Annotated in this window: 24 protein-coding genes; 9 read left to right on the top strand and 15 right to left on the bottom strand. The window is 73.4% G+C overall.

All coding sequences use genetic code 11. The features are described from left to right. The first annotated feature begins 47 nt into the window (after positions 1-47). Positions 48-1,472 carry an RNA-guided endonuclease InsQ/TnpB family protein gene (locus tag EIZ62_RS19425; protein WP_156693921.1) on the top strand — a complete coding sequence of 475 codons (1,425 nt, stop codon included), beginning with the start codon at positions 48-50 and terminating at the stop codon, positions 1,470-1,472. Between the two features lie 281 nt (positions 1,473-1,753). Further along, a complete protein-coding gene (locus EIZ62_RS19420; RefSeq protein ID WP_244375814.1) occupies positions 1,754-2,401 on the top strand; it encodes a lipoprotein in 648 nt (215 codons plus the stop codon). Between the two features lie 25 nt (positions 2,402-2,426). Here the strand turns inward: EIZ62_RS19420 and EIZ62_RS19415 are convergent, their stop codons facing one another. The 7 genes from EIZ62_RS19415 to rsmI form a co-directional block, all read right to left on the bottom strand. Next, the gene (locus tag EIZ62_RS19415; RefSeq protein ID WP_156693920.1) at positions 2,427-3,716 is read right to left on the bottom strand and encodes an acyltransferase family protein; all 1,290 of its coding nucleotides are present in this window, start codon (positions 3,714-3,716) and stop codon (positions 2,427-2,429) included. 48 nt (positions 3,717-3,764) lie between these two features. Continuing rightward, the gene (locus EIZ62_RS19410) at positions 3,765-4,664 is read right to left on the bottom strand and encodes a 4-(cytidine 5'-diphospho)-2-C-methyl-D-erythritol kinase (RefSeq protein ID WP_156693919.1); all 900 of its coding nucleotides are present in this window, start codon (positions 4,662-4,664) and stop codon (positions 3,765-3,767) included. Further along, positions 4,661-5,524 (bottom strand): 16S rRNA (adenine(1518)-N(6)/adenine(1519)-N(6))-dimethyltransferase RsmA, encoded by an 864-nt coding sequence (rsmA, locus tag EIZ62_RS19405; RefSeq protein WP_156693918.1) that lies wholly within the window; start codon positions 5,522-5,524, stop codon positions 4,661-4,663. Before rsmA ends, EIZ62_RS19410 begins: the two co-directional genes overlap by 4 nt. Further along, positions 5,521-7,011 carry a resuscitation-promoting factor gene (locus EIZ62_RS19400; protein WP_244375812.1) on the bottom strand — a complete coding sequence of 497 codons (1,491 nt, stop codon included), beginning with the start codon at positions 7,009-7,011 and terminating at the stop codon, positions 5,521-5,523. The genes rsmA and EIZ62_RS19400 overlap by 4 nt, the downstream gene beginning before the upstream one ends. A gap of 96 nt (positions 7,012-7,107) precedes the next feature. Continuing rightward, positions 7,108-7,977, bottom strand: a complete 870-nt coding sequence (locus EIZ62_RS19395; protein WP_156693917.1) for a TatD family hydrolase — start codon at positions 7,975-7,977, stop codon at positions 7,108-7,110. Between the two features lie 29 nt (positions 7,978-8,006). Beyond that, complete coding sequence (locus EIZ62_RS19390; protein ID WP_156693916.1) at positions 8,007-8,432, bottom strand: hypothetical protein; 426 nt, start codon at positions 8,430-8,432, stop codon at positions 8,007-8,009. Positions 8,433-8,562: 130 nt separating this feature from the next. Continuing rightward, the gene (gene rsmI, locus EIZ62_RS19385) at positions 8,563-9,441 is read right to left on the bottom strand and encodes a 16S rRNA (cytidine(1402)-2'-O)-methyltransferase (protein WP_156696490.1); all 879 of its coding nucleotides are present in this window, start codon (positions 9,439-9,441) and stop codon (positions 8,563-8,565) included. Between the two features lie 73 nt (positions 9,442-9,514). Here rsmI and EIZ62_RS19380 point away from each other — a divergent pair, with 73 nt between their 5' ends. Then, positions 9,515-11,248: a dolichyl-phosphate-mannose--protein mannosyltransferase gene (locus EIZ62_RS19380; protein ID WP_156693915.1), complete on the top strand. Its 1,734-nt coding sequence runs from the start codon at positions 9,515-9,517 to the stop codon at positions 11,246-11,248. A gap of 181 nt (positions 11,249-11,429) precedes the next feature. Then, on the top strand, positions 11,430-11,837 hold the full coding sequence (locus EIZ62_RS19375; RefSeq protein ID WP_156693914.1) for a hypothetical protein: 408 nt from the start codon (positions 11,430-11,432) through the stop codon (positions 11,835-11,837). A gap of 261 nt (positions 11,838-12,098) precedes the next feature. Here EIZ62_RS19375 and rox read toward each other — a convergent pair whose 3' ends face one another. After that, positions 12,099-13,529 carry a rifampin monooxygenase gene (rox, locus tag EIZ62_RS19370; protein WP_156693913.1) on the bottom strand — a complete coding sequence of 477 codons (1,431 nt, stop codon included), beginning with the start codon at positions 13,527-13,529 and terminating at the stop codon, positions 12,099-12,101. Positions 13,530-13,787: 258 nt separating this feature from the next. On the opposite strand from rox, the gene EIZ62_RS19365 reads away from it, so the two are divergent. From EIZ62_RS19365 to EIZ62_RS19350, 4 genes are all read left to right on the top strand, one after another. After that, positions 13,788-15,425, top strand: coding sequence for a penicillin-binding transpeptidase domain-containing protein (locus EIZ62_RS19365; protein WP_156693912.1), 1,638 nt, complete (start codon positions 13,788-13,790; stop codon positions 15,423-15,425). A gap of 42 nt (positions 15,426-15,467) precedes the next feature. Next, positions 15,468-15,953 carry a YbaK/EbsC family protein gene (locus tag EIZ62_RS19360; protein ID WP_156693911.1) on the top strand — a complete coding sequence of 162 codons (486 nt, stop codon included), beginning with the start codon at positions 15,468-15,470 and terminating at the stop codon, positions 15,951-15,953. Beyond that, entirely contained in the window at positions 15,950-16,801 is an 852-nt protein-coding gene (locus EIZ62_RS19355; protein ID WP_156693910.1) for an EamA family transporter, read from the top strand. Before EIZ62_RS19360 ends, EIZ62_RS19355 begins: the two co-directional genes overlap by 4 nt. 70 nt (positions 16,802-16,871) lie before the next feature. After that, the gene (locus tag EIZ62_RS19350; protein WP_156693909.1) at positions 16,872-17,291 is read left to right on the top strand and encodes a hypothetical protein; all 420 of its coding nucleotides are present in this window, start codon (positions 16,872-16,874) and stop codon (positions 17,289-17,291) included. Here the strand turns inward: EIZ62_RS19350 and EIZ62_RS19345 are convergent. The 5 genes from EIZ62_RS19345 to EIZ62_RS19325 all read right to left on the bottom strand — a co-directional run bounded on the left by EIZ62_RS19345 (position 17,276) and on the right by EIZ62_RS19325 (position 22,209). Then, a complete protein-coding gene (locus tag EIZ62_RS19345; RefSeq protein ID WP_244375810.1) occupies positions 17,276-18,115 on the bottom strand; it encodes a helix-turn-helix transcriptional regulator in 840 nt (279 codons plus the stop codon). The genes EIZ62_RS19350 and EIZ62_RS19345 overlap by 16 nt on opposite strands. A gap of 254 nt (positions 18,116-18,369) precedes the next feature. Then, positions 18,370-19,554, bottom strand: coding sequence for a serine hydrolase domain-containing protein (locus EIZ62_RS19340; protein ID WP_244375808.1), 1,185 nt, complete (start codon positions 19,552-19,554; stop codon positions 18,370-18,372). A 45-nt stretch (positions 19,555-19,599) separates the two neighbouring features. Then, positions 19,600-20,397, bottom strand: a complete 798-nt coding sequence (locus tag EIZ62_RS19335) for an energy-coupling factor ABC transporter ATP-binding protein (protein WP_425281831.1) — start codon at positions 20,395-20,397, stop codon at positions 19,600-19,602. Continuing rightward, on the bottom strand, positions 20,394-21,155 hold the full coding sequence (cbiQ, locus tag EIZ62_RS19330) for a cobalt ECF transporter T component CbiQ (RefSeq protein ID WP_156693907.1): 762 nt from the start codon (positions 21,153-21,155) through the stop codon (positions 20,394-20,396). Before cbiQ ends, EIZ62_RS19335 begins: the two co-directional genes overlap by 4 nt. 1 nt (position 21,156) lies before the next feature. Beyond that, entirely contained in the window at positions 21,157-22,209 is a 1,053-nt protein-coding gene (locus tag EIZ62_RS19325; protein ID WP_156693906.1) for an energy-coupling factor ABC transporter permease, read from the bottom strand. A 161-nt stretch (positions 22,210-22,370) separates the two neighbouring features. Between EIZ62_RS19325 and EIZ62_RS19320 the strand changes: the two genes are divergently transcribed. After that, complete coding sequence (locus EIZ62_RS19320) at positions 22,371-22,727, top strand: SsgA family sporulation/cell division regulator (protein ID WP_156693905.1); 357 nt, start codon at positions 22,371-22,373, stop codon at positions 22,725-22,727. Positions 22,728-22,783: 56 nt separating this feature from the next. On the opposite strand, the gene EIZ62_RS19315 is transcribed toward EIZ62_RS19320, so the two are convergent. Continuing rightward, positions 22,784-24,952: an MMPL family transporter gene (locus tag EIZ62_RS19315; RefSeq protein ID WP_156693904.1), complete on the bottom strand. Its 2,169-nt coding sequence runs from the start codon at positions 24,950-24,952 to the stop codon at positions 22,784-22,786. 123 nt (positions 24,953-25,075) lie between these two features. Continuing rightward, on the bottom strand, positions 25,076-25,648 hold the full coding sequence (locus tag EIZ62_RS19310; RefSeq protein ID WP_156693903.1) for a TetR/AcrR family transcriptional regulator: 573 nt from the start codon (positions 25,646-25,648) through the stop codon (positions 25,076-25,078). Positions 25,649-25,772: the final 124 nt, after the last annotated feature.

The following is a 25,772-nucleotide window of genomic DNA, read 5'->3' as shown; positions in this document are numbered from 1 at the left end:
GTGACCCCTCGGCACCCCGGACGGTTGTCAGGCCAGGGGGTGATCACATGAGCACACGGCGCGGTGTGGCGGGAAGGTCCGCCGCGGCGGCCGGGGAGCGGGTGCTGACGGCCGTCGTGCCCGTGTGGCTGGACCGGGCCGACCACGAGGCGGCGCACCGGGGCTGTCATGCCTCCGCGCTCCTGTGGAACCGCTGTGTCGCGTGGTTGCGCGAGGAGTGGCGGGCGGGGCGTCGTCCCGGGAGGGAGGACGTACGTCGCTTCGTCACGGCGCTGCCCGCCGCGGAGCGGCCGGTGCACGCGCACACCGCGCAGGCCGTCGCGTACGACCTGTGGGACGCCGTCGAGACGGCGCGGGCCCGCAGAGCCGGTGGGGCGACGGGGGTGCGCCTTCCGTGGCGGGAGAAGGCGTATCGCCCGCTGGTGTTCACCCGTAACTTCGGCTGGCGCACGGGACCGGCGGGTGGCCTCTCGCTGTCCCTCGGGCGGGGGCGCCGGAGGATCACGGTTCCCCTGCCGGTCTTCACGGACCGGGAGGGAGTGGTGGTCGATCCTGGCCGCTGGGGTGAGATCACGCTGTGCTGGGACGGCGACGCCCGTATGTGGGCACTGCACGTGTCGTACCGCTCGTCCGTGGGGACCGCGCCGGATTCGCCGGCCGGGCGTGGGGAGGAGCGGGTGGTGACCGTCGCGGTGGACGAGGGCGTCATCAATCCGCTCACGCTGGTCCACCGGGCGCCGGACGGAGTCCATGAGGTCACGGTGATCAACGGTCGGTCCGGTCGGTCGATCAAGCGGGGGCGGAACAAGGCGGTGGGCAGGCTGTCGTCGATGATGTCGCGGTGCCGGAACGGCTCGCGGCGGCATCGCCGTCTGGCGGCCGCGAAGAGGAAGACCAGGAGCAGGGCGAAGGCGCGGCTGCGGGACTTCAACCATCAGGTGACGGCCAAGGCGGCGGAAGTCGTTCGTGCGGCGCACGACCGGCATCAGGGCGCGGCTCCCGATGGCGTCACGGTGGTGGTGCGGGTGGTGGTGGGGGACGTTCGCGGCATTGAGCAGCGGACCGCCCGTCGGCGTCGCGTGCACCGGTCCACCAGGCAGCAATTGTCCCAGTGGGACCGTGGGACGCATGAGCATCAGCTCGCCTACAAGACGGGGCTGGAGGTCGAGCACATCAGTGAGGCGTACACCTCGCAGTCGTGTCCGCGCTGTGGACGGCGCCGGAAGGTGCGGGGGCGCTGGTACGCGTGCGGCGAGTGCGGCTTGAGGTTGCACCGGGATGCCGTGGGCGGCGTGAACATCCTCACGCTTGCCGACAATGACGGAACGCTGGTTCCGGTCGGACCCTCGCTCGCGGTGAGGGTCACGTATCTACGAGCCCAGCCCGGGTGGGGTCCGCTCCAACGGGCACTGCACAGCCGTCACCAGCGTGCCCGCGGGCGCGCCGGTGCCGGCCGGCGGGGAAGCCCGTAGTAGAGCCCATGAACCGGGCCTTGGTCCGTTCGCCGGAGCGGACCATGTCGCTGCGGCACCCCCGGGGTGCATCGGCGGCTGGGGCAAGCGCGCCGTCCGCACCGCCTGGTGTGGACGGTGAGACTTCGGTCGCCGCCCAGCCGGTCGCCGCAACGCGGAAACCCTGGCCTTGCGGCCGGGGAGGTTCACGGCCATTTCACTCCCGTCTGAGCGGTGCGTCGTCGGTGCGATAGCGTGCGGCGTTCTTTCGGTGGTCGAGCGGGCTCAGGGGTGGGGTTGTCGTGGGGCGGTACGGGATGTGGCGGGGGGCTGTCGTGGTGGTGGCGGCCGGGGTGGGGCTGGTGGGGTGCTCCTCCGGGACGGACACGGCCGCGCCCGCCGAGGCGACCAAGGCGGCGGCGACCGGGGCGGCGAAGCCGGCTGCCGGGGTGGGGAAGGGCGTCGTGCTCGGGGCGAAGGGGACGCCGTGCGTGCTGCCGGTGACCTTCGAGACGGCGCCGAAGTGGACCGCGGAGGCGGTGTCGGTCGCCGCTGACCCGGACTTCGCGGCGCTGGCGAAGCAGGGCACGGTGACCCTGGTGTGCGAGGTGGACGCCAAGCCGGCCGGGCACGTCGGGTTCGTGCGCGTCTGGACGGGCGGCGACGCGAAGGAGACGCCGCGCGAGGCGCTGGAGGCGTACGTCGGCGACGAGGAGAACGCCTCGAAGGCCGCGTACCAGGAGATCAAGGCGGGGGCGCTCGCCGCCACCGAGGTGTCCTTCACGATCAGCAGCGAGTTCACCGACGGGCCCAAGCCCGAGCGGGCCTTCGCCGTCAGCACGCCGCGCGGTGTGGTCGTGGTGCACCTGGGCGGTCTGGACGCCGCTGAGCACAAGGCGATGCTCCCGGCGTACGAGCTGGCGAAGCGGACCGTCGCGCTCGCGGGCTGAGCCCGTACGGGCCGGGCGGCCGGGGTCAGGCGCCGCGGCCCGCGCGTTCCACCAGGAGCCAGCCCGCCAGGGCCATGCCGACCGCCAGCGGGGCGGTGACGGGGACGGCGATCAGGAGGGCGGAGCGGCCGTCGAGCAGGCCGCCGAAGCCGACCATCGACAGGCCGAGGACGCCGAACAGGCACAGAGTGATGCCGAGGGCCGCCAGGGGCGAGGAGCCCGTGGTGCCGGACGGGCGGCGGGGGCCGGGCCGTTCGGCGGCGCGGAAGGCGGCGACCAGCAGCGCCGTCACCGCCGCCGCGACGGCCAGCCGCACCGGCACCTGCGCCCACCAGGCGGCGGACGCGGGCTCCGGCAGCGGTACGCCGAGCGCGAGCGTCGCGCCGTACACGCCGAGCATGGCCGTCAGGTGCCACAGGAACGCCGTCATGGCGATGCCGTTCGCGGTGATGACCGCCCGCCACACGGCCGGGCGGCGGGCCAGCCGGGCGCCGGGGCCGCGCAGCAGCTCCACCGCGCCGACCAGCCACATGCCGTGGCACAGCAGGGCGAGCGTCGGCGGGGCCATGTTGGAGACCTTCTCGCCCGGCATGCCGACCATGGACAGCGGGTACGGGCCGAGCGCCACCAGCGCCGCGGCGCCCGCCAGGCCCGCGGCGGCGAGCAGCGACGGCACCCGGATGCGGTCGTCGGCGCGCAGGAAGCCCAGCTGGTGCACGGCCAGCCACACGAAGGCGAAGTTGAGGAACTCGACGTACGGCACTCCGGCGGCGAACCGGAGTACGTCCACCGCGGCCGCGGCCGCGGCCAGCGCGCCGAACGCGCCCCACCCGTACCGCTCGTGGAGCCGGAGCAGCGGCGGGGTGAACGCGACCATGGCGAGGTAGATGCCGATGAACCACAGCGGCTGGGCGACCAGGCGCAGGGCGACGCCCGTGAGGCCGCCGTCCCGGCCGGTGACCTGGAGGGCGAGCGCGGCGGCGGTCCAGGCGCCGGTGAACACCATCGTGGGGCGCAGCAGGCGTTGCAGCCGGGCCCGCAGGAAGGTGGCGTAGTCGGGGCGTGAGCGGTACGACAGGGCGTGGGAGAAGCCGCCGACGAAGAAGAACACGGGCATGACCTGGAGTGCCCAGGTGAGCGGTTGCAGCTGGGGGATCTCGGCGAGCAGGTTGCCGACCGTGCCGTCGGTGGTGACGGCGGCCATCAGCCAGTGGCCGAGCACGACGGTGGCGAGGGACGCGACCCGCAGGAGGTCGACGTACCGGTCGCGGGTGTCGGGGGTGCGGGCGGCGAGCTCCGAGACGCTGATAGCCATGCCGGTACGGTCCCGGGCGGGGCCGTACCGGCGTCACCGCTTTCGTACTCAGGTGCGGATCTGAGTAGCTCCCGGGGCGGGGGAGGTGGCCGTGCGGGCGGTGCGGCAGGTGCCGGAGGCGATCAGGGCGTCGGCGACGGTGCGGGCCGCCTCCTCGTCCTTGACCAGGAACGCGGTCGTCGGCCCGGAGCCGGAGACCAGGCCGGCGAGGGCGCCGGCGCCGGTGCCCGCCGCGAGGGTGGCGGCGAGTGAGGGGCGCAGGGAGAGGGCGGCGGGCTGGAGGTCGTTGACGAGGGCTCCGGCGAGGAGGGTGGTGTCACCGGTGCGCAGGGCGTCCAGCAGGGCGGGGGAGGCGGCCGGGGCGGGGACGTCCGTGCCGGCGGTGAGCCGGTCGAACTCTCCGTACACCGCGGGGGTGGACAGTCCGCCGTCGGCGACGGCGAAGACCCAGTGGAAGGTGCCGCCGACTTCCAGCGGGGTGAGCCGCTCGCCGCGTCCGGTGCCGAGGGCGGCGCCGCCGACGAGGCTGAAGGGCACGTCGCTGCCGAGTCCGGCGCAGATGTCGAGGAGTTCGTCCCGGGTGGCGCCGGTGCCCCAGAGGGCGTCGCAGGCGAGGAGGGCGCCCGCGCCGTCGGCGCTGCCGCCCGCCATGCCGCCGGCGACCGGGATGTCCTTGGCGATGTGGAGGTGGACGTCCGGGGAGATGCCGTGCCGGGCGGCGAGGGCGGCCGCCGCGCGGGCGGCAAGGTTGGTGGTGTCGAGCGGCACCTGGTCCGCGTCGGGGCCGGAGCAGGTGATGCGCAGCTCGTCGGCGGGGGTGGCGGTCACCTCGTCGTAGAGCGAGACGGCGAGGAAGACGTTGGCCAGGTCGTGGAAGCCGTCCGGGCGGGCGGCGCCGACGGCGAGCTGGACGTTGACCTTGGCGGGTACGCGTACGGTGATGCTCACGCTGACTTGGCCTCCGCGATGCGTGCGAACTCTTCCACGGTGAGGGCCTCGCCCCGGGCCTGCGGGGAGACGCCCGCGGCGACCAGGGCGGCCTCGGCGGCGGCCGGTGATCCGGCCCAGCCTGCGAGGGCGGCGCGCAGGGTCTTGCGGCGCTGGGCGAACGCGGCGTCGACGACGGCGAAGACCTCGCTCTTGGTGGCGGTGGTCTTCAGGGGCTCGGTGCGGCGCACGAGGGAGACGAGGCCGGAGTCGACGTTGGGGGCGGGCCAGAAGACGTTGCGGCCGATGGCGCCGGCGCGCTTGACGTGCGCGTACCAGTTGGCCTTCACCGACGGCACGCCGTAGACCTTGTTGCCGGGTTGTGCCGCGAGCCGGTCGGCGACCTCGGCCTGGACCATGACGAGGGTCCGTTCGATGGTCGGGAAGCGGTCGAGCATGTGCAGCAGGACGGGCACGGCGACGTTGTACGGGAGGTTCGCGACGAGCGCGGTGGGCGGCGGGCCGGGCAGCTCCTGGACGTGCATGGCGTCGGAGTGGACGAGCGCGAAGCGGTCCTTCCTGGCCGGCATGCGGGCGGCGATCGTGGCGGGCAGGGCGCCGGCGAGGACGTCGTCGATCTCGACGGCGGTGACCCGGTCGGCGGCCTCCAGCAGGGCCAGGGTCAGCGATCCGAGTCCGGGCCCGACCTCCACGACGACGTCCTCGGGGCGGACCTCCGCGGTGCGGACGATGCGCCGCACGGTGTTGGCGTCGATGACGAAGTTCTGGCCGCGCTGCTTGGTGGGGCGTACGCCCAGCGCGGCGGCCAGTTCACGGATGTCGGCGGGGCCGAGGAGGGCGTCGGGCTCAGTGGTGCTCACCGATACAGCCTACGGCCGCAGTGCGGCCACGGGCTCGCCCCCCGTTGTACGTACAGCTTCTTCGCCCGGAATGTCTGTTCGGCGGCGGGGGCGTTCTGGGCGGTGCCGCTGCCGCCGAGGGAGCGCCAGGTGCCGGGGTCGAACTGGTAGAGCCCGCCGTAGGTGCCGGAGGCGTCCACGGCGTCGGGCCGGCCGCCGGACTCGCACTGGGCGAGGGCGTCCCAGTTCAGGTGGTCGGCGCCGTCGACGGAGCTGGGCATGGGCCGGGTGCCGACCAGGACCCGCCGGTGGACGGGCTCGCGCACGATCTCGTCGGCGATCCGCGTCGGCTTGTGCCGGACGCCGTTGACGGTGCGCACGGAGTAGGTGACGCGGCGCACGCCCGGCCGCCCCTGGCGTTCGACGACCTCGGTGCCTTGGTGGAGGGCGGGGTCGTCGACCTTCACGATCTCGTACGGGACGGGCTCCTCGCGGATTTCGCTGGTGTCGGTGATCCGCATGATGGTGATCGTCTGCCCGTCGCGGGGGAAGCTGCCGGGCGGCACGGAGGTGGTGTCGCGTCCGCTGAGGGTGATGCCCGCCTGGTGGAGGGCCTCGCGGACGGTGGCGGCGTTGGTGCGGACGGTGCGCTCGCGGCCGTCGGCCATGAAGGTCACGGTGCGTTCGGTGCGTACGTCGAGGGCGAGGCCGCGCCGGCTGATGGCGGAGGAGCGGGACACGGACAGGTAGGCGCCCTCGGCGCGGACCCCGAGGGCGCGCAGGGCCTCGTCGACGGTCCGGGCGGTGGTCCAGATCTGGCGGCGGTGGCCGTCGAGGGTGAGGGTGACGGGGCGGCCGTAGCGCAGGACGACTTCGTCGCCGCTGGCGAGCGCCTGGTGGGCGCCGGGGGCGACGAGGTCGTGTTCGCCGACGTCCAGGCCCTGGTCGGCGAGGAGCTCGGAGACGTCGTCGGCGAAGGTGTGCAGGGTGCGGGGGGCGCCGCCGTCGACGCTGAGGCGTACGGCCTTGTCGTCGGCGACGAAGGCGCTGGTGCCGCCCGCGAGGAACGCCACGACGAGGGCCTGCGGGACGAGCCGCCGCAGCCCCTCGGGGCCGCCGGGCGCGGCGGCCCTGCGGCGGCGGGCGGCGCGGCGGGCCTCGGCGCGGCCGCCGGCGGGACCCCCGGCGGGTACGGCCGTGAGGGTGGGCGCCTCGGGGTCGACGCCCCCGGCTCGCGGGCTCGTCCCGGCCGCCGGTCGGGAACCCGCCCCCTGGTGGCCGGCGGCCCCGGTCGCGGCCTCGGTCCCGGTCCCGGCCGTTCCCGTGCCGCCCTGGCGGGGCAGTGCCCGGTAGACGGCGACCGGGGCGGGGGCGGGCGGTGGCGCCGGCGCCTGCGGGGTCGCGTCCCACGCCCCGTACCCCGCCGGTGCGGGGGCGGGGGAAGGCGGCCCGGAGGCGTGGCGGCCGCTCCGGGTGGCGGCGCGGTGACTGCCCTGGGAGGTGCTCACGAGGCCGGGACCCTAGCGGAGCGCCGGTCACTCTCCAAAGCGACTCGACTACCCAGGGTCGCGGCGCTACCCTGGGCGGCCGACTGTCGTTATCGCTCAGTAATCAAAGGCTCGCGCGGTGTTGACGGCGATCGCGGTCGACATGGCCTCCTCGTCGACACCCCGCACCGCCGCCATCGCCCGGACCGTGATGGGAACGAGATACGGGGCGTTGGGCCGTCCGCGGTAGGGCGCGGGCGTGAGGAACGGCGCGTCCGTCTCGACGAGGACCAGGTCCAGGGGGGCGACGGCGAGTGCGTCGCGCAGCGGCTGGGCGTTCTTGAAGGTGACGTTGCCGGCGAAGGACATGAAGTATCCGGCGTCCGCGCAGATCCGCGCCATCTCCGCGTCGCCGGAGTAGCAGTGGAAGACCGTCCGCTCCGGGGCGCCCTCCTCGGCGAGGATCCGCAGGACGTCGTCGTGGGCCTCGCGGTCGTGGATGACGAGGGCCTTGCCGTGCCGCTTGGCGATCTCGATGTGCGCGCGGAAGGACCGCTCCTGGGCGGCGATGCCCTCCGGTCCGGTGCGGAAGTGGTCGAGGCCGGTCTCGCCGACCGCCCTGACCTCCGGGAGGGCGGCGAGCCGGTCGATCTCGGTGAGCGCGTCGTCCAGCGCCGTGTCGCCGCCGGCCTCCCGGGCGCCCTGCCTGGACCAGCCGTCGGGATCGCCCAACACGATCCGCGGCGCTTCGTTGGGGTGGAGGGCGACGGCGGCGTGGACGTTCGCGTACGCGGCGGCCGTCTCCGCGGCCCACCGGGAGCCCTTCAGGTCGCAGCCCACCTGGACCACGGTGTCGACGCCGACGGCGGCGGCCTTGGCGAGGGCCTCCTCGACGGTGCCGGACTGCATGTCCAGGTGGGTGTGGGAATCGGCGACCGGTACCCCGAGGGGTTCGGGCAGCGGCGGCGGGGCGTCCTTGGCACTCATGCCCCGATCGTACGAAAGGGGCCGGGGCGCTACTTGCGGTGGAAGGCGTGCAGCAGGTCGGACAGGTGCCAGTGGTGCGGCTCCTTGGCCGGGGTGTCCGGGGGGCGCGGGGTGTCCGGGGGCGGCGCCGGCGCACGTTCCTGACCGAGGGTCGGCCCGGCGGCCCCGACGGAGCCCTTGGTGGGCTCGGCCTGGCCCTGGGCGAGCAGTTCGAGCACGGAGGAGACCTGCCCGGCCCGCATGATGCGCACGACGTGCCGTCCGCAGTTGACGCAGGTCGGGTTGGAGAGCGGCGACGGCACACGCCGGTTCCCCGCCTTGTACACGACGAACTCGTGTCCGCTGATGTCGGTGTGGTGCTCGATGTCGTAGGCCTGCTCCCAGCCGTGCCCGCAGTTCATGCAGGCGAAGGCATATGCCTCGTGGCCGACCGGGGTGCTGGTGGTCTCGCTCATGCCGGCTCCTTTCCACTGCACCAGTGGACGCCTCTGCGGGCGGGAGTGCGAAGGCACCTGCCGAAAGATGGACCGGTCTTGGGGCTCTCCATGCCGGGGAGACCCTCCGGGCGGTCCGGTCTTTGCCCTTTTACGATAGTCCTTTACCGTTCGCCGGGCCTTCGCGAGACGCGTTCTTCGCCGCGACGACGGCGTCGAACACCTCGCGCTTGGGAAGGCCGGCCTCGGCGGCGACGGCGGCGATGGCTTCTTTCCGACGCTCGCCCGCCTCCTCCCGCACGTGCACCCGGCGCACCAGCTCGGCCGCGTCGAGTTCGGCGGGCCCGGACTCCGGGGCGCCCTCGACGACGATCGTGATCTCGCCGCGTACGCCGTCGGCCGCCCATCGGGCCAGCTCGCCGACGCCGCCGCGCTTGACCTCCTCGTAGGTCTTGGTCAGCTCCCGGCACACCGCGGCCCGCCGGTCCTCGCCGAACACCTCGGCCATCGCGGCGAGCGTGTCGTCGAGGCGGTGCGGGGCCTCGAAGTAGACGAGGGTGCGGCGCTCGTCCGCGACCTCGCGGAGCCGGGTGCGGCGCTCGCCCGCCTTGCGGGGCAGGAAGCCCTCGAAGCAGAAGCGGTCGACCGGCAGCCCGGACAGGGCGAGCGCGGTCAGCACGGCGGACGGTCCGGGCACGGCGGTGACCTTGATGTCCCGTTCCACGGCGGCGGCGACCAGCCGGTAGCCGGGGTCGGAGACGGACGGCATGCCCGCGTCGGTGACCAGCAGGACGCGCGCGCCGCCCGCCAGGGCGTCGACCAGCTCGGGCGTACGGGCGGACTCGTTGCCCTCGAAGTACGACACGACCCGTCCGGTGGTGTGCACGCCGAGCGCCTGCGTCAGCCGGCGCAGCCGCCGGGTGTCCTCCGCGGCGACGATGTCGGCCCCCTCCAGCTCGGCGGCGAGGCGCGGCGGGGCGTCCGCGACGTCTCCGATCGGGGTCCCTGCGAGTACGAGCGTTCCGGTCACCGTTCCTGTCACAGGGGTCATCCTCGCAGCCCGGACGGGCGACTCGCACAGGCGCGTTCCCTACGATGGCGCGGTGACCAGTACTGCTCCTGAGGCCCTGCGCGGGCAGGACGCCGGGAAAGAGCCGCCCCCGTGGCAGCGGCGCCTGCGTCGTTTCGGCTACGTGCCGCGGCCGGTGACGGGCCTGCGCGAGCGGTTGGTGCCCGGCTACGCCCGCCCCTCCGACCGGCTGTGGACGGTGCTCGGCGCGCCGCCCGCCCTGGCCGACCGGCTGTGGCGGCTGTCGGCGTGGGGCGGTCCGCTGCTGGTGGCGCTCGTCGCGGGACTGCTGCGGTTCTGGCACCTGGGCGAGCCGCACGCGGTGATATTCGACGAGACGTACTACGCCAAGGACGCTTGGGCGCTGATCAACCAGGGCTACGAGGGGTCGTGGCCCAAGGACGTCGACGCGTCGATCCTGGCGGACCCCGGCGCGGTGGCGGTCCCGGCGGGCCCCGGCTACGTGGTGCACCCGCCGGTGGGCAAGTGGGTCATCGGGGCGGGCGAGTGGCTGTTCGGCTTCGATCCGTTCGGCTGGCGCTTCATGGTGGCGGTGCTCGGCACGCTGTCGGTGCTGATGCTGTGCCGGATCGGGCGGCGGCTGTTCCGGTCGACGTTCCTGGGCTGCCTGGCGGGCGCGCTGCTGGCCGTGGACGGGCTGCACTTCGTGATGAGCCGGGCGGCGCTCCTGGACCAGGTGCTGATGTTCTTCGTCCTGGCGGCGTTCGGGTGCCTGCTGATCGACCGCGACTGGGCGCGGAGCCGGCTGGCCGCCGCGCTGCCGGTGGACGCGGACGGGGTGCTGCGGCCGGACGCGGCCGTCGCGGAGACGCTGCGCCTGGGGTGGCGGCCGTGGCGGCTCGCGGCCGGTCTGACGGTGGGTCTGGCGGCGGCCACCAAGTGGAACGGCCTGTACGTCCTGGCCGCGTTCGGGGTGATGACGGTGCTGTGGGACGTCGGCGCCCGCCGCACGGCCGGCGCCTTCCGCCCGTACGCGGCCGTCGTTCGGCGGGACCTGCTGCCCGCGTTCGTCTCGACGGTGCCGGTGGCGATCGTGACGTACGTCGTGTCGTGGTCGGGCTGGATCCTCACGGACAAGGGCTACTTCCGGAACTGGGCCGCCACCGAGGGCCGGGACAGCTCGTGGTCGTGGCTGTTCCCCGACTGGTGGCGCAGCCTGTGGCACTACGAGTCGGAGGTCTACCGGTTCCACATCAACCTGACGTCGGGCCACACCTACGAGTCGAACCCGTGGAGCTGGCTCGTGCTGGGCCGCCCCGTCTCGTACTTCTACGAGGACCCGGCGGCGGGCCGTGACGGCTGCCCGGCGGACGCCACGGAGAAGTGCGCCCGCGAGGTGCTGGCGATCGGCACGCCGCTGCTGTGGTGGGCGGCGTGCTTCGCGGTCCTCTACGTCCTGTGGCGCTGGTTCTTCCGCCGCGACTGGCGCGCGGGCGCCATCGCCTGCGCGGTCGCGGCCGGGTGGGTGCCCTGGTTCCTCTACCAGGAGCGCACCATCTTCCTGTTCTACGCGGTGGTCTTCGTCCCGTTTCTGTGCCTCGCGGTCGCCATGATGGCCGGCGCGATGCTCGGCCCCCCGGGCCCGGACGGCACGGCGGAACGCCGCCGCACGATCGGCGCGGTCGCCACGGGCGTCCTGGTGCTGCTGATCATCTGGAACTTCATCTACTTCTGGCCCCTGTACACCGGCCAGTCCATCCCGATGGACGACTGGCGGGACCGGATGTGGCTGGACACGTGGGTGTAGCGGGGTGAACACACCATGAGGGCGGTCGGTGGTGGCTGTCGTTGGCCGCCGTCGGACGGCCCAGGGACGGCCCGGCTCCAGAACAGGTACATCCAGACAGGGACCGTACTCAGCCAGAACCCGGGTAGGGCTGAGTACCTGCGCTCTGGTCACTCATGGGGTGAGCCGGAACGCTTGGGCCATGCGGCAACGACTACTGAAACTCGCTCCCCAGCTGGTGATCCCCGTGCTGGCTCTGGTGACGCTGGCGGCGTGGGCGGCCTGGCTGGGCTGGGACCAGCATCGTGACGTGCAACCTGACGGTGCGACGACCGGCCCCTACGAGGCGTGGCAGGTGATCGGGCTCGTCCTGACTCTGCTGGCACCGGTGTACTGGGCGGCATCCCGGCGCTACATCGCGGGTGCCGTGCTCGGCACCACCGTCGGCCTGACCGTTGCCGCCTACTACGACTGGTCGGACGACGCCAGCGGCCTTTACATGCTCGGCGTTGGGATGGTCATGGTGGGAAGCCTCGCTACGACCGCCCTCGTTTCCGCCGTGATCGCCTCAGTGAAACGAGGAGGCCCGCCGACAGTCGCCGCTGAATAGGCTGCGGCGCCACACACTGTCGACCACATTTCCCGCCCAGGTCGGGCGGGGTCATGCGGTGGGCTACGCCGGGAGGGCCAGGCGCACTACGGCGGTGAGCATCAGGGCGACCGGCGGCGCCGGCCACCAGCGGTTCAGGGCGGGCCGGTGCGAAGGCGCCAGGGGTGCTCGAACGACGTGTGCCCCCCGTGACCGGGGTGCCGGAAAGCGATGATCCTACGGCCGTCGCGCCGAATCGTCCCTTCGGTCGTCCTCTCACGGTCAGCCGGTGGGGGCGCCGAACCAGGTCGGGAGGTGGGACGTCAGGTCGCGCTGGTCGTGGCCGATCCAGGCGACGTGGCCGTCGGGGCGCAGGAGGAGTGCGGGGGCGTCCGGGGCGGCGGTGGGGTCGGGGATGTGGTCGACGCGGTCCGCCCAGCCCGTGACCGAGAGCCGGCCGGTCCGGTCGAGGAGCAGGCCGCGGCCGGTGCGCATCCGCTCGTAGAGGCGTCCCTTCCCGAGGTCCGCGTCCCGCATCCGGCGGCCGAGGAGTTCGGGGCCCTCGCCGAAGTCGTAGCGGACTCCGATGCCGGTGATCTTCTCGATGAGGTACCGGTTGACGTCGTCGAAGTCCATGAGTTCCGCCAGCAGTCGGCGGACCGCCTGCGGGCCGGGTTCGGTGGACATCAGCTCCATCTGGGCGCGGGTGTTGTTGAGGACGTCGGCGGCCACCGGGTGCCGTTCGGTGTGGTAGCTGTCGAGGAGGCCTTCGGGGGCGTGGCCGGCGATCTCGGCGGCGAGCTTCCAGCCGAGGTTGAAGGCGTCCTGGACGCCGAGGTTGAGGCCCTGTCCGCCGGTCGGCGGGTGGATGTGCGCGGCGTCGCCGGCGAGCAGGACGCGGCCGCTGCGGTAGCGCTCGGCCAGCCTGGTGGCGTCGCCGAACCGGGAGAGCCAGCGCGGTGCGTGCGCGCCGAGGTCGGTGCCGGCGACCTTCCGCAACTGTTGCCGGAACTCCTCCAGGGTGGGCGGGACCGTGCGGTCCTCGGCGACCCCTTCCGCGGGCACGATGACGCGGTACGCCCCGTCCCCGAGGGGCATGGCGCCGAACCGCTTCTGGGTGCGGCGGACCTCGGCCATCACGGTGGCCAGCGTCTCGGGCGGTACGTCCAGCCGCATCTCGCCCAGCAGGGTGTCGACCCTGCTGGGTTCGCCGGGGAAGGCGATGCCGAGCAGTTTGCGCACCGTGCTGCGGCCGCCGTCGCAGCCGACGACGTACCGCGCGCGCAGGGTGCCGGCCCCGTCGGCGAGTTCGACGCTCACCCCGTCGTCGTCCTGGCTCAGCCCGGTCACGGCGCGGCCGCGCCGGATCTCGGCGCCGAGTTCGGTGGCGTGCTCGCTCAGCAGGCGGTCGGTGACGGGCTGCGGGATGCCGAGGACGTAGGGGTGGGTGGTGTCGATCCGCTGGGGCGCGGGCTTGTCGACGGCGGCGAAGAGGCCACCGACCGGGTGCTTCCGGCCGTGCGCGAGGAACCGGTCCAGGAGGCCGCGCTGGTCCATCACCTCGATGCTGCGCACGTGCAGGCCGAGCGCGCGGACCACCTTCGTCGGCTCGGGGTCGCGTTCCAGCACCAGCACGCTCACCCCGTGCAGCCGCAGTTCGCCGGCCAGCATCATTCCGGTTGGTCCGCCACCGGCGATGATCACGTCGTACATGAGCACACCCATTCAGAAGGAGAAGTCCGAGAACTCCGAGATGTCCGCCGATTCCGGCTCAGGGCGGAGATTCTCCGGTACGACCGGGGTCTTGCCGCAAGGCCCCCTGTGCGCTATACGTTGAGAGTGGCAAGGAGTACGTGACTCCTTGCCTTTGCTCTTGTCTCCTTCGCTGTTGGCTCCGCCGCCCGCCTTTGTAGGGTGACTCCCTATGCGCTTGAACATGTTCAAGCGAGCTCCTGGGGAGGGGAACCGCACATGCGCAGTGGAGCGAAGGTCGCCGTCGTCGGCGGGGTGTTCATCGTCGTCGCGGGCGGGGTGGGGTACGGGGCGTACCACGTCCTCTACGGCGCGGACGACGGCGGCGGGCCCGTCACCACCTCGGCCGCGGCCCCGCGCGAGGCGGGCAGCGGGCCGGTGACCGCCGAGGAGACGCGGCGGACCGCGAAGGACTTCCTGGCCGCGTGGGCGGCCGGTGACGCGGCGGCGGCCGGTGAGCTGACGGACGACGCCGGTACGGCGACGCCCGCCGTGGCGGGTTTCCGGACGGAGGCCCACGTCTCGAAGGCGGTCATCACCCCGGGCGAACCGGTGGGCCCGAAGGTGCCGTTCACGGTCGACGCGACCGTCACGTACGAGGGGAAGTCCAAGCGCCTGACGTACGCCTCGGAGCTGACCGTCGTCCGGGGCGTCACCACCGGGCTGCCGCTGGTCGACTGGAAGCCGTCGGTGCTCCACCCGAAGCTGACCGAGCAGTCGGCGCTGCGCACGGGCGAGGCGCCCAGCCCGCCGGTGAAGGCGGTCGACCACGACGGCGTGGAGCTGACGCCGGAGAAGTACCCGTCCCTGAGACCGGTCCTGGACCAGTTGCGCGAGAAGTACGGCGAGGACGCGGGCGGGAAGCCCGGCATCGAGACGTGGATCGACTCCACCGTCGAGGGCCGGGCCGACCAGACGCTGCTGACGCTCGCCAAGGGCGTGCCCGGCAAGCTGGTGACGACGCTGGACGCGGACGTCCAGGCGGCGGCCGAGCGGGCGGTGAAGCGGTACGGCGAGTCGTCGGTGGTGGCGATCAAGCCGTCCACGGGTGAGATACGGGCCGTGGCCAACAATCGCCAGGACGCGTTCAACGCGGCGTTCGAGGGGAAGCAGGCGCCCGGTTCGACGCTGAAGATCGTGACGGCGGCGATGCTGCTGGAGAAGGGCCTGGTGGGCGCGGACCGCCCGGCGGAGTGCCCCAAGGAGGTCATGTACCAGGGCCGCACCTTCCACAACCTCGCTCACTTCGACCTCCCCAGCGGCAGCACCTTCAACGAGAGCTTCAAGCGCTCCTGCAACACCGCCTTCATCAAGCTGATCGACGACGTGAAGAACGACGCGGCGCTGGGCGAGGAGGCCCGTGACGTCTTCGGCATCGGGCTGAACTGGCAGACGGGCGTGGTCTCGTGGGACGGGTCGGTGCCCGCGGAGACCGGCGGGGTGGCCGCGGCCCAGTACATCGGGCAGGGCACGGTGCAGATGAACGCCCTCAACGTCGCGTCCATCACGGCGACCGCGAAGAACGGTTCCTTCCGGCAGCCGGTCATCGTGCCGCCGGGGCTGGACGACCGGGAGATCGCCACCGCGTCCCGCCCGCTGGAGGGCTCCGCCGCCGGGCAGTTGCGCGACATGATGCGGGCCACCGCGACCAGCGGCACGGGCGCGGCGGCCATGGCCGGGGTCGGCGGCGACAAGGGCGCGAAGACCGGCTCGGCCGAGGTCGGCGGGCAGGCCGACTCCAACAGCTGGTTCGCCGGCTTCGCCGACGACCTGGCGGCCGCGGCGGTCGTCCAGGCGGGCGGCCACGGCGGCGACGCGGCGGGCCCGGTGGTCGCGGCCGTGCTCAAGGCCCGGTGACGCACTCGCGTGGCCCGTACAGCTACCGCTAGCGTGCGGGCCATGAGCGCTTCCCTTGCCCTTCCGCGGTTCGCCGAGGCCCTGCGCGAGCTCGGCCTGCACGACGTGGAGGTCCGCCGCTTCCCCGACGCCACCCGCACCGCCGCCCAGGCCGCCGCCGCGATCGGCTGCGACCCGTCCGAGATCGTCAAGTCGCTGGTGTTCGCGGCGGACGGCGTGCCCGTGCTGGTCCTGATGGACGGCTCCTCGCGGGTCGACGTGGAGCGGGTGCGCCAGGAGCTGGGCGCGGCCGCCGTGACGCGGGCGGACGCCGACCTCGTACGGCGGACCACGGGGTACGCCATCGGCGGCGTACCGCCCTTCGGCCATGTGACGAGCACGCGGGTGCTGGCCGACCGGGGGCTGCTGGGCCACGACGTGGTGTGGGCGGCGGCCGGGACGCCGCACACGGTGTTCCCGCTCGACCCGGCGACGCTGGTCGCCCACGCGGGCGCCACCCTGGCGGACGTGCGCGAGCGGTCGGCATGACGCCGCTGGTGGCCGCCGCCGTGCTGGTCGCCGCGGTGACGCACGCCGGGTGGAACGCCATCGCCCACCACCTGAAGGACCAGTTGCTGTCCTTCACGCTGATATCCGGCGGCGGGGCGCTGATCGCCGCGTGCGCGATCTGGTTCGTCCCGGCGCCCGCCCCCGCGGCCCGGCCGTACCTGCTGCTGTCCGCCGCCCTGCACGTTGGGTACATGGCGCTGCTGATGCGTTCGTTCTCGCTCGGCGACTTCGGCCAGACGTACCCGATCGCGCGTGGCACGGCCCCGCTGGCGGTCACTCTGCTGGCGGCGGTCTTCGTCGGCGAACTCCCCGACGGGCGGCAGCTCCTGGGGGTCGCCGTCGCCTCGGCGGGCCTGGTGGGGCTCGCCCTGTGGGGCATCCGCGGCACGAGCCGCCGCCCCAACCGGCCCGCGGTGCTCGCCGCCCTGGCCACCGGCGTGGCCATCGCCGGTTACACGGTCGTGGACGGGGTGGGGGTGCGCGCCGCGGGCAGCCCGCTCGGCTACATCGCGTGGCTGATGCTCCTCCAGGGGCTCGCGATCCCGGCGTACACCCTGGCCCGCCGCGGCACCGCGCTGGGCGCCCAGCTCCGTCCGCACGCCGCCCTGGGGCTCCTCGGCGCGGCCATGTCGATCTCGGCGTACGCCCTCGTCCTGTGGGCCCAGACCCGCGCGCCGCTGGCTCCGGTGGCCGCCCTGCGCGAATCGTCCATCATCGTGGGCGCGGCCATCGGCGCCCTGTTCTTCAAGGAACGCTTCGGCGCCCCGAGGATCGCGGCGGCGGGCGTGATGGTGGTGGGCATCGGGCTGATGCTGCACGTGGGGTGAGTTCTTCGCACGGGTATCCTGCGGTGCCCCCGGAAGTGGGGGCGCAGATTCCGTTTTTGGGGAGGGCTTCATGGCCATCAAGAAGGCGACCATCCAGCAGCAAGTGGCCCAGGCCCTCGCGCAGGTCAATCCGGCCGACCGGCCGGTCGTCACCATCCAGGCGATCGCCGGGCCCAGTGTGTGGCTGATGAGCATGCTGGGACTGATCGGGCAGGCGTTCCTGACGTACTACTTCATCACCCTGACCGAGCAGGCCGTGGTCGTCCACAAGGCGAGCCGGTGGAGCAACCGCCCCCAGGAGGTGGCGTTCGCGCTGCCGCCCGCCCAGGTGGGGGCGATGATAAGCGACGTGCGGCGCAACACCCTGTGGAGTTCCTTCCGGGTGCTGCTGCCGGGGCAGCCGAAGCCGACGCGGATGAACGTGCACCGCATCTGGCGGGGCGAGATGGACCACCTGCTCGGCCTGCTGACCGGTCAGCGGGTGCACTGACCGCCGGGCCGGCCGGGCGGACGCGGGACCGTGCCCGGGGCCGGGGCCGGGGCGGCCGACAGCAGGCCCAGCTCCTGGGCGCGCAGGACCGTGCCCAGGCGGTCGGCGGTCTCCAGCTTGCGGTAGAGGTTCTGCAGGTGCTTGTGCACCGTGCGCACCGAGACCCCGAGCCGGCGGGCCATGGCCGTGGCGGGAAGCCCTTCGGCGAGCGTCCGCAGGACGGCCGTCTCACGGGGCGTCAGCCCGTGGCCGGCGCCCGCCGCCGCCGGGGACTCCTCCGCCCACCGGTGCGCCAGCAGCCGGTGCTGGGCCGCGGCGGCGGCCAGCAGGGGCTGGACGCGCGCGGCGTAGAACAGGTCGCGGGCGTCGAAGTCCGTGCCGTCGCGGTGGACGATGAAGCCGCGGACCGCACTGTCGTGGCCGGGCAGCGGCAGGCCGAGCATGTGGCGGGTGCCGAAGGACTCCCGCAGCGCGCTCGCCGTCTCGCTGTGGGACCAGGCGCGGTCCCCGGCGACCTGGGCCGCCGTGCGGGGGTCCCGGTCGTCGTGGTCGACGTAGTGGCTCGCGAAGGGGTAGCCGGAGCGGATCAACCGGGCGGTGGCGTCGTCCGGTTCGACGGGGGCCGGCGCGCCGGGCAGCCAGACGCCGACCGCGCCGCTGGACGGGGTCCAGTCACCGTCCTTCATCAGCAGGACCGAGCCGTCCAGCCTGCGCAGCAGCTCCGCGGCGACCAGCTGCCACACGTCGCCGGGCCGCCGGCTCTCCATGACCGCGACGGCGAGGTCGAGCATCCGCTCGTAGTCGTGCGCCACCCGGTACGCCACGGCTCCCTCCGCAGTCCATACGCAGTTCTCCCCATGGATCGGCCTCGGCCGCGCTGCCATCGTAGGCGGGACGGATCCCCACCCGCCGACTGGTTACACCCGGAGGCCCCCCTCCGGGACCACTCACCGCGGTGCGCCCCGCCCGGCCCGAGCCGGGCCGTGCGGGGCGTGGGCTCCGCTCCGCGCACGGGGGTCGCGGGGCCGGGCACGCGGGGCGGGTGGGCCGGGCGCGGGGCGAGTGTGCCGCGCGGGACCTACGCGATCGACGCCCTGACCGCCCGCACCAGGGCCTGGGCCCGGGGGTCGGCCGTGACGCCCTTGCGCATGCCGTTCGTGACGTACCCGAACGCGATGCCCGACTCCGGGTCGGCGAACCCGAGCGAGCCTCCCCGGCCCGGGTGGCCGAAGGAGCCCGGGCCGAGCAGCGGTGACGCCGGGCCGTGCAGCATGTGGCCGAGGCCGAAGCGGGTGGAGACCACCAGGACCCGGTCGGGGCCGGCGGACTCCTCGGTGCGAGCCATCGCGAGGGTCGCCGGCGCGAAGAGGCGGTGGCCGTCGACCGGGCCGAGCGTCGCCGCGTAGAAGCGGGCGAGCGCGCGGGCGGTGGAGACGCCCGCCGAGGCGGGGAGTTCGGCGGCGCGGTAGGCCGGGTCGTTCTCGTCGGGCGCCGGGTCGAGCGCGCCGAACGCGCGGCGGGTGAGCGAGGCCGGGTCGGCGTAGGCGTCGGCGACCGAGCGCTTGGGGCGCAGCCTGAGCGCGCCCCCGGCGGACGGCTCCTCGACGGGGCCCACGCGGCCGGCCCGGTGCGCTTCGTCGGCGGGGAGGCCGATCCACAGGTCGAGGCCGAGCGGGCGGGCGATCTCCTCGGCGACCCAGCGGCCGATGGAGCGGCCGGTGACCCGCTGGACCAGGGCGCTCAGCAGCCAGCCGTAGGTGTGGGCGTGGTAGCCGTGGGCGGTGCCCGGCTCCCAGGCGGGGGCCTGGGCGGCGATGGCGTCGGACGCCACGGAGAGGTCGGCGGCCTCGGCCACGGTCAGGGGGCGGTCCACGACGGGGACGCCCGCCTGGTGGGACAGCAGGTGCCGCACCAGTGTGCGCTCCTTGCCCGCCGCCTTGTACTCGGGCCAGTACGTGCCGACCGGCGCGTCCAGGTCCAGTTGCCCCCGCTGGTGCAGCAGCAGCGGTACGGCGGCGGCGACGCCCTTGGTGGCGGAGCGGACGATCTGCGCGGTGTCCACGGCCCACGGGGCGGTGCCGTCCACGTCCTTGGCGCCGGCCCACAGGTCGACGACCTTGCGGCCGTCCCGGTAGACGGCGACGGCGGCGCCCCGTTCGCCGCGCTGCTGGAAGTTGCGCAGGAACGCGTCCCTGACCGGTTCGAAGCCCGCCTGCACCGTGCCCCGGATGTCCTGGATGCCCTGGATCTCCCGGACGTCCACGCTCCCACGCTCCTCTCGCGTTCGTTCACCCCATGGTGCAACGCCTCAGCGGGGCGCGGGCTTCCGGGTCGGGCCGGCGGCCGGGCGGTCGGCCGGGCGGGCGGTCGGGTCGAAGCCGAAGGGCAGCTCCAGGCGGTGCGCGCGCATCAGCTCCTCGTCGGCGAGCAGGGCACCGGTCGGGCCGTCCGCCGCGATCACACCCTCGCTCAGCACCACCGCGCGGGGGCACAGTTCGAGCGCGTAGGGGAGGTCGTGGGTCACCATCAGCACGGTGACGTCCAGCGAGCGGAGGATGTCGGCGAGTTCGCGGCGCGAGGCCGGGTCGAGGTTGGACGACGGCTCGTCGAGGACGAGGATCTCGGGCTCCATGGCGAGGACGGTCGCGACCGCGACCCGCCGCCGCTGGCCGAAGGACAGGTGGTGCGGGGGGCGGTCCGCGTACTCCGCCATGCCGACCCGGGCCAGGGCCTTGGCGACGACCTCCTCCAGCTCAGGGCCGCGCAGCCCGGCCGACGCCGGCCCGAAGGCGACGTCCTCGCGGACGGTCGGCATGAACAACTGGTCGTCGGGGTCCTGGAAGACGATGCCGACCCGGCGGCGGATCTCCGCGAGGTTGGCCTTGGCGACCGGCAGCCCGGCCACGGTGACGGTCCCGGCGCCGCCGGTGAGGATGCCGTTGAGGTGCAGGACGAGGGTGGTCTTGCCGGCGCCGTTGGGGCCGAGCAGGGCGACCCGCTCGCCGCGCTCGACGGTCAGGTCCACGCCGAAGAGCGCCTGGTGGCCGTCGGGGTAGGCGTACGCGAGGCCGCGGACGTCGAGCGACGGCACGAAACTGAGACTCATAGCGTCCATCCCAGCAGACAGATGAGCAGGGCCGCGAAGGGCAGGGCGGCGGCGGAGGTCCACTGCGCCCGGGAGGCGGTCACCTCGTCGATGACCGGCATGGAGCCGGCGTAGCCGCGGCTCACCATCGCCAGGTGGACGCGTTCGCCGCGTTCGTAGGAGCGGATGAACAGGGCGCCCGCCGACTTGGCGAGCACCCCCCAGTGCCGGACGCCCCTCGCCTCGAACCCGCGCGAGCGGCGGGCGACGGACATGCGGCGCATCTCGTCGGTGATGACGTCGCCGTACCGGATCATGAAGGAGGCGATCTGTACGAGCAGGGGCGGCAGTCTCAGCCGTTGCAGGCCGAGCAGCAGGGCTCGCAGTTCGGTGGTGGCGGCCAGCAGCACGGACGCGGCGACCCCGAGGGTGCCCTTGGCGAGCACGTTCCAGGCGTCCCACAGGCCGGGCACCGAGACGGAGACGCCCAGCACCTGCGTCTGCTCGCCGGGCACGACGAACGGCATCAGGAACGCGAACGCCACGAACGGCACCTCGATCACCAGGCGCCGCAGCAGGAACGAGGGCGGCACCCGCGCCGCCGCCGCGACCGCGCCGAGCAGCCCGGCGTAGGCGGCGAAGGCCCACACCGCCTCGCGGGGCGTGGACACGACGACCAGGACGAACGCGAACACGGCCGCGAGCTTGCAGTGCGGCGGCAGCCGGTGCACGGGCGAGTGCCCGTGCCGGTAGAGCTTGTGCGCGTGCCCCGCCCCCACGTCAGTCGCTGCCCTGGGTACGGGCCCCGGCGGTGGCGGCGTGCGTGCGGCGGCGGCGCACCGCCCAGAAGATCCCCGTGCCGGCGAGGACGGTCGCGCCCACGCCGATGGTGCCCGCCAGCCCCCCGGACAGGCGGGCGTTGTCGAGGCCGCTGACGCCGTAGTCGGCGAGCGGCGAGTCGGCGGCGGCGTGCTCCTCGACCTTCTTGTCGATGCCCTGGTCGGCGGCGACCCTCTCCAGGCCGTCGGGGCTGGCGGAGGCGTAGTAGGAGATGCCACCGGCCAGGACGAGGGCGGTGCCCAGGCCGGCGAGCCAGACCTTCCGGGTGGGGCGGGCGGGGGCCGGCGCGGGCGCGGCGGGCGCCGCGTCGACCAGCTCGCCGCCCACCCGCAGCTTCAGGGGCGCGGTCAGGCCCCGCGCCCCGTACACCAGGTCGGGGCGTACGGCGATGACGGCGCCGACGGTCGCCGTGGTGATCAGCGCCTCGCCGATGCCGATGAGGACGTGGACGCCGGTCATGGCGGCGAGGACCTTGGTGAGGGGTACGTCGGTGGTGCCGCCGACCGCGTAGACGGCCGTGAACGCCACCGCCGCGGCCGGTACCGAGACCAGGGACGCCACGAAGGAGGCCACGGTCACCGACCGGCGGGTGCGCGGCAGGACCCTGACCAGGCCGCGGAAGATCCCGTACGAGACGACGACGGTGACCGCGCCCATCACGGTGATGTTGACGCCGAGCGCGGTGAGCCCGCCGTCGGCGAACAGGACGCCCTGGAGGAGCAGTACCACCGCGATGCACAGCACGCCGGTGTACGGCCCGACGAGGATGGCGGCCAGGGCTCCGCCGAGCAGGTGGCCGCTGGTGCCGGCGGCGACGGGGAAGTTCAGCATCTGGACGGCGAAGACGAACGCCGCGACCAGCCCGGCGAGCGGCGCGGTCCTGTCGTCCAGCTCCCTCCGCGCCCCGCGCAGGCTGATGGCGACGGCGGCGGCGGCCACGAGTCCCGCCCCGGCGGAGACCGGCGCGTTGATGAATCCGTCGGGAACATGCATGCGACGACCGCTTTCGGACAGGCGGAATATGAACGGCTCTGATGATGGGTCCTCCTGCGAACCATGTGCAAGAGCGTCCACATGCCAGAAGCGGGGGCGGGCGTACACCACGGAATGGTGGGACATTAGAGACAAATAAGGCGAGTGTGAGGAGTCGGCCCATGTACCCCGCTGAGGAAGGCGTCGTAGTCCACACCAAGGCCCTGATCGTGACCGACGGTCCTCTCTCCCGCCCGGTCCCCGTCGCGGTGCGCTACGACCCGGCCGCCTCCGAGCCGCTCGTCCAGCTGTGCTTCCCCGGTGGCACCGAGTGGAGCTTCCCGCGCCCCCTGCTGGAGTCGGGGCTGCGCGCCCCCTCCCGCGACGGCGACATCGGCATCTGGCCGTGCGGCCGCGTCCAGACGATCGTGGAGTTCCACACGCCGGAGGGCGTCGCGGTGGTGCAGTTCGACTCCTCGGCACTGCTGCGCTTCCTGCGGCGCACGTACGCCGCCTCCACGTCGCCCGTCACCCACTGAGGGCGACGGCGCGACGCGGCGACGGCGTGGCGCGACAAGGGTGTGGCGCGGTGGCGTCAGGCGCGGACGAGTTCCCGTTCGTCGCCCTCGGGCGCGTCGTCGCTCAGCTCCTTGCGCAGGCCCTCGCCCTCGACGTCCACGTTGGGCAGCGCGCGGTCGAGCCAGCGCGGCAGCCACCAGGCCGTGCGGCCGAGCAGGGCGAGCACCGCCGGGACGATGGCCATGCGGACGACGAACGCGTCGAAGAAGACGGCGACCGCGAGGCCGAAGCCGATCATCTTCACCATCTGCTCGCTGGAGCCGATGAAGCCCGCGAACACCGCGATCATGATCACGGCGGCGGCGGTGACGACCCGCGCCCCGTGCCGGAAGCCGGTCACGATCGCCTCGCCGGGCCGCTCCCCGTGGACGTACGCCTCTCGCATCCGGGTGACGAGGAAGACCTCGTAGTCCATCGCCAGGCCGAAGACGACGCCCACCATGAAGATCGGCATCATGCTCATGATCGGACCGGTCTGCTCGACGCCGAAGACGGAGCCGAGCCAGCCCCACTGGAAGACGGCCACCACCGCGCCGAGCGCGGCGACCACCGACAGCAGGAAGCCGAGCGCGGCCTTCAGGGGCACCAGCACCGACCGGAAGACCACCATCAGCAGCAGGAACGCGAGCCCGACGACCAGCGCCAGGTAGGGCAGCAGCGCGTCGTTCATCTTCTGCGAGAAGTCGATGTTCATCGCGGTCGCGCCGGTGACCAGCACGTCGTCACCGGTGGTGTCGCGGATCGAGTGGACCAGGTTCTCCGTCTCCACGGAGGACGGCCGGTCCTTCGGCACGACGGTGATGATCGACGTGTCGCCCGCCTTGTTCGGCGAGGGCGGGGTGACGGCGGCGACGCCGTCCAGGCCCTTGATGTCGGTGACGGTACGGTTCGCGGCGGCCCGGTCGCCGTCGACGACCACCATCAGCGGGCCGTTGGAGCCCGGCCCGAAGCCCTCGGACAGCAGGTCGTAGGCGCGGCGCTGGCTGGTGGAGGTGGGCTGGGCGCCGTCGTCGGGCAGGCCCATCTCCAGTGACGCGGCCGGTACGGCGACGGCACCGAGGCCGAAGACGCCGACCAGCAGCACCGCGACCGGGCGGCGCAGCACGAAACGGGCCCAGCGGGTGCCCATGTTGGGCTTGTCGCCGGCCGCCGCCTGCGGGTTCTTGCGGGCCTTGCGCCCGACGACCCGCTTGCCCGCGTAGCCGAGCAGCGCCGGGATGAGGGTGAGGGCGATCAGCACGGCGATCAGGACCGTGCCGGCTGCCGCGAAGCCCATCTTCGTCAGCATCGGGATGTTGACGACCGCGAGGCCGACCAGGGCGATGACGACGGTGAGCCCGGCGAAGACGACGGCGGAACCGGCGGTGCCGACGGCCCGGCCCGCGGCCTCCTCCCGCTCCCGGCCCTCGGCCAGTTCGGCGCGGTAGCGGGACACGATGAACAGGGCGTAGTCGATGCCGACCGCGAGGCCGATCATCATCGCCAGGGTGGAGGTGGTGGAACCGAGGTCGAGCGCGGACGCGAGCGCCGTGATCGTCGAGACGCCGATGCCGACGCCGATGATCGCGGTGAGCAGCGGCAGTCCGGCGGCCACCAGGGAGCCGAAGGTGATGACGAGGACGATCCCGGCGACGATCACACCGATGATCTCGCCCGCCCCGGTCTCCGGGACGGTCTGCAGCGCGTCGCCGCCGATCTCGACGGTGAGGCCGCTCTGCCGCGCCTCCTCGCCGGTCTCCTTCAGCGCCTCGCGCGTCGCGTCGGTCAGCTCCATGCCGTTGACCTTGTAGGTCACCTGCACGTAGGCGGTGCCGCCGTCCCGGGAGACCGCCTGGACGGTGTACGGGTCGGTGACGTTGGCGACCTGGTCGGAGCCGCTCTTCAGCTCGCCGACGGCCTTGCCGACCGTGGCCTTGTGGGCCGGGTCCGTCATCTTCTGCCCGTCGGGGGCCTTGAAGACGACACGGGCGGTGGCGCCGTCGGCGCCGGCCGCCGGGAAGCGCTCTTCGAGCAGGTCGAAGGCCTTCTGGGCCTCCGTGCCCGGTATGGAGAAGGAGCTGGAGGTCGCGACGGGCGCGGAGGCCGCGCCTACGCCGGCGAGCGCCAGCAGCGCGACCCATATGAGGGTCACGAGGTGGCGGCGCCGGAACGCGGACCGGCCCAGTCGGTACAGGAACGTTGCCACGGGGGCGTCTCCCGGTGAGGGTTGGGACAGGACAGGGGGAGTCGGCCCGACAGCGTGAGCGGTACGTGTCAGGTGCTGCTGGTGGTGCTGATGGTGCTATGTGGTGCTGGTGGTGCGGTGGAGTCAGACGCCCAGGGCGGGGAGGACCACGGCGTCGGCGTACTCGGCGAGGAAGTCCTTGTCGACCGGCCGGTCCTCGATGAGGGGGCGGGCGACGAAGGCGCCGATGATCATGTGCGGGACGAGCTTCAGCGCCGGGTTGTCCGCGGCGACCTCGCCGCGCCGCACCGCACGGCCGAGCACCTCGTCGAGCCCGGTCATCTCGGGTTCGACGAACAGCTCGCGCAGCGCCTGGAGCAGGTCGGGGTTCTCATGGACGGCGGTGGCGAGGCCCCGCAGCAGCGCGGACTCCCGCTCCATCTGGCAGTCGTCGGAACGCGCCAGTATCTCGTGGAAGTCCCCGCGCAGCGAGCCGGTGTCGATCTGGGAGATGTCGACCGGCTTGCCGTGCCGCAGGGCGTGGGCGACCAGCTCGGGCTTGCTCCCCCACTGGCGGTAGAGGGTGGCCTTGCTGGAGTGGGTGCGGGCGGCGACGGCGTCCATGGTGAGGGCGTCGTAACCGACCTCGCGGAGCAGGTCGAGCACGGCTTCGTACAGCTCGGACTCGCGTTCCGGGGTGAGCCTGCCGCGGGCCATGCCTCCGACTCCCATCGAGACGAAACGGTTTCGTACACATGGGAGCGTACGCGCGCTGCGCGCGAAACGAAACCGTTTCGTACGTGTTCCCGGTCACGGTTTCGCTCACGGTTCCCGGTCCGGC

Origin of the sequence: Streptomyces ficellus (assembly GCF_009739905.1) — a bacterium.
Lineage (GTDB): Bacteria > Actinomycetota > Actinomycetes > Streptomycetales > Streptomycetaceae > Streptomyces > Streptomyces ficellus_A.
Note: the sequence above shows the minus strand (reverse complement) of the source record. Positions and strands in the feature narration are given on the sequence as shown.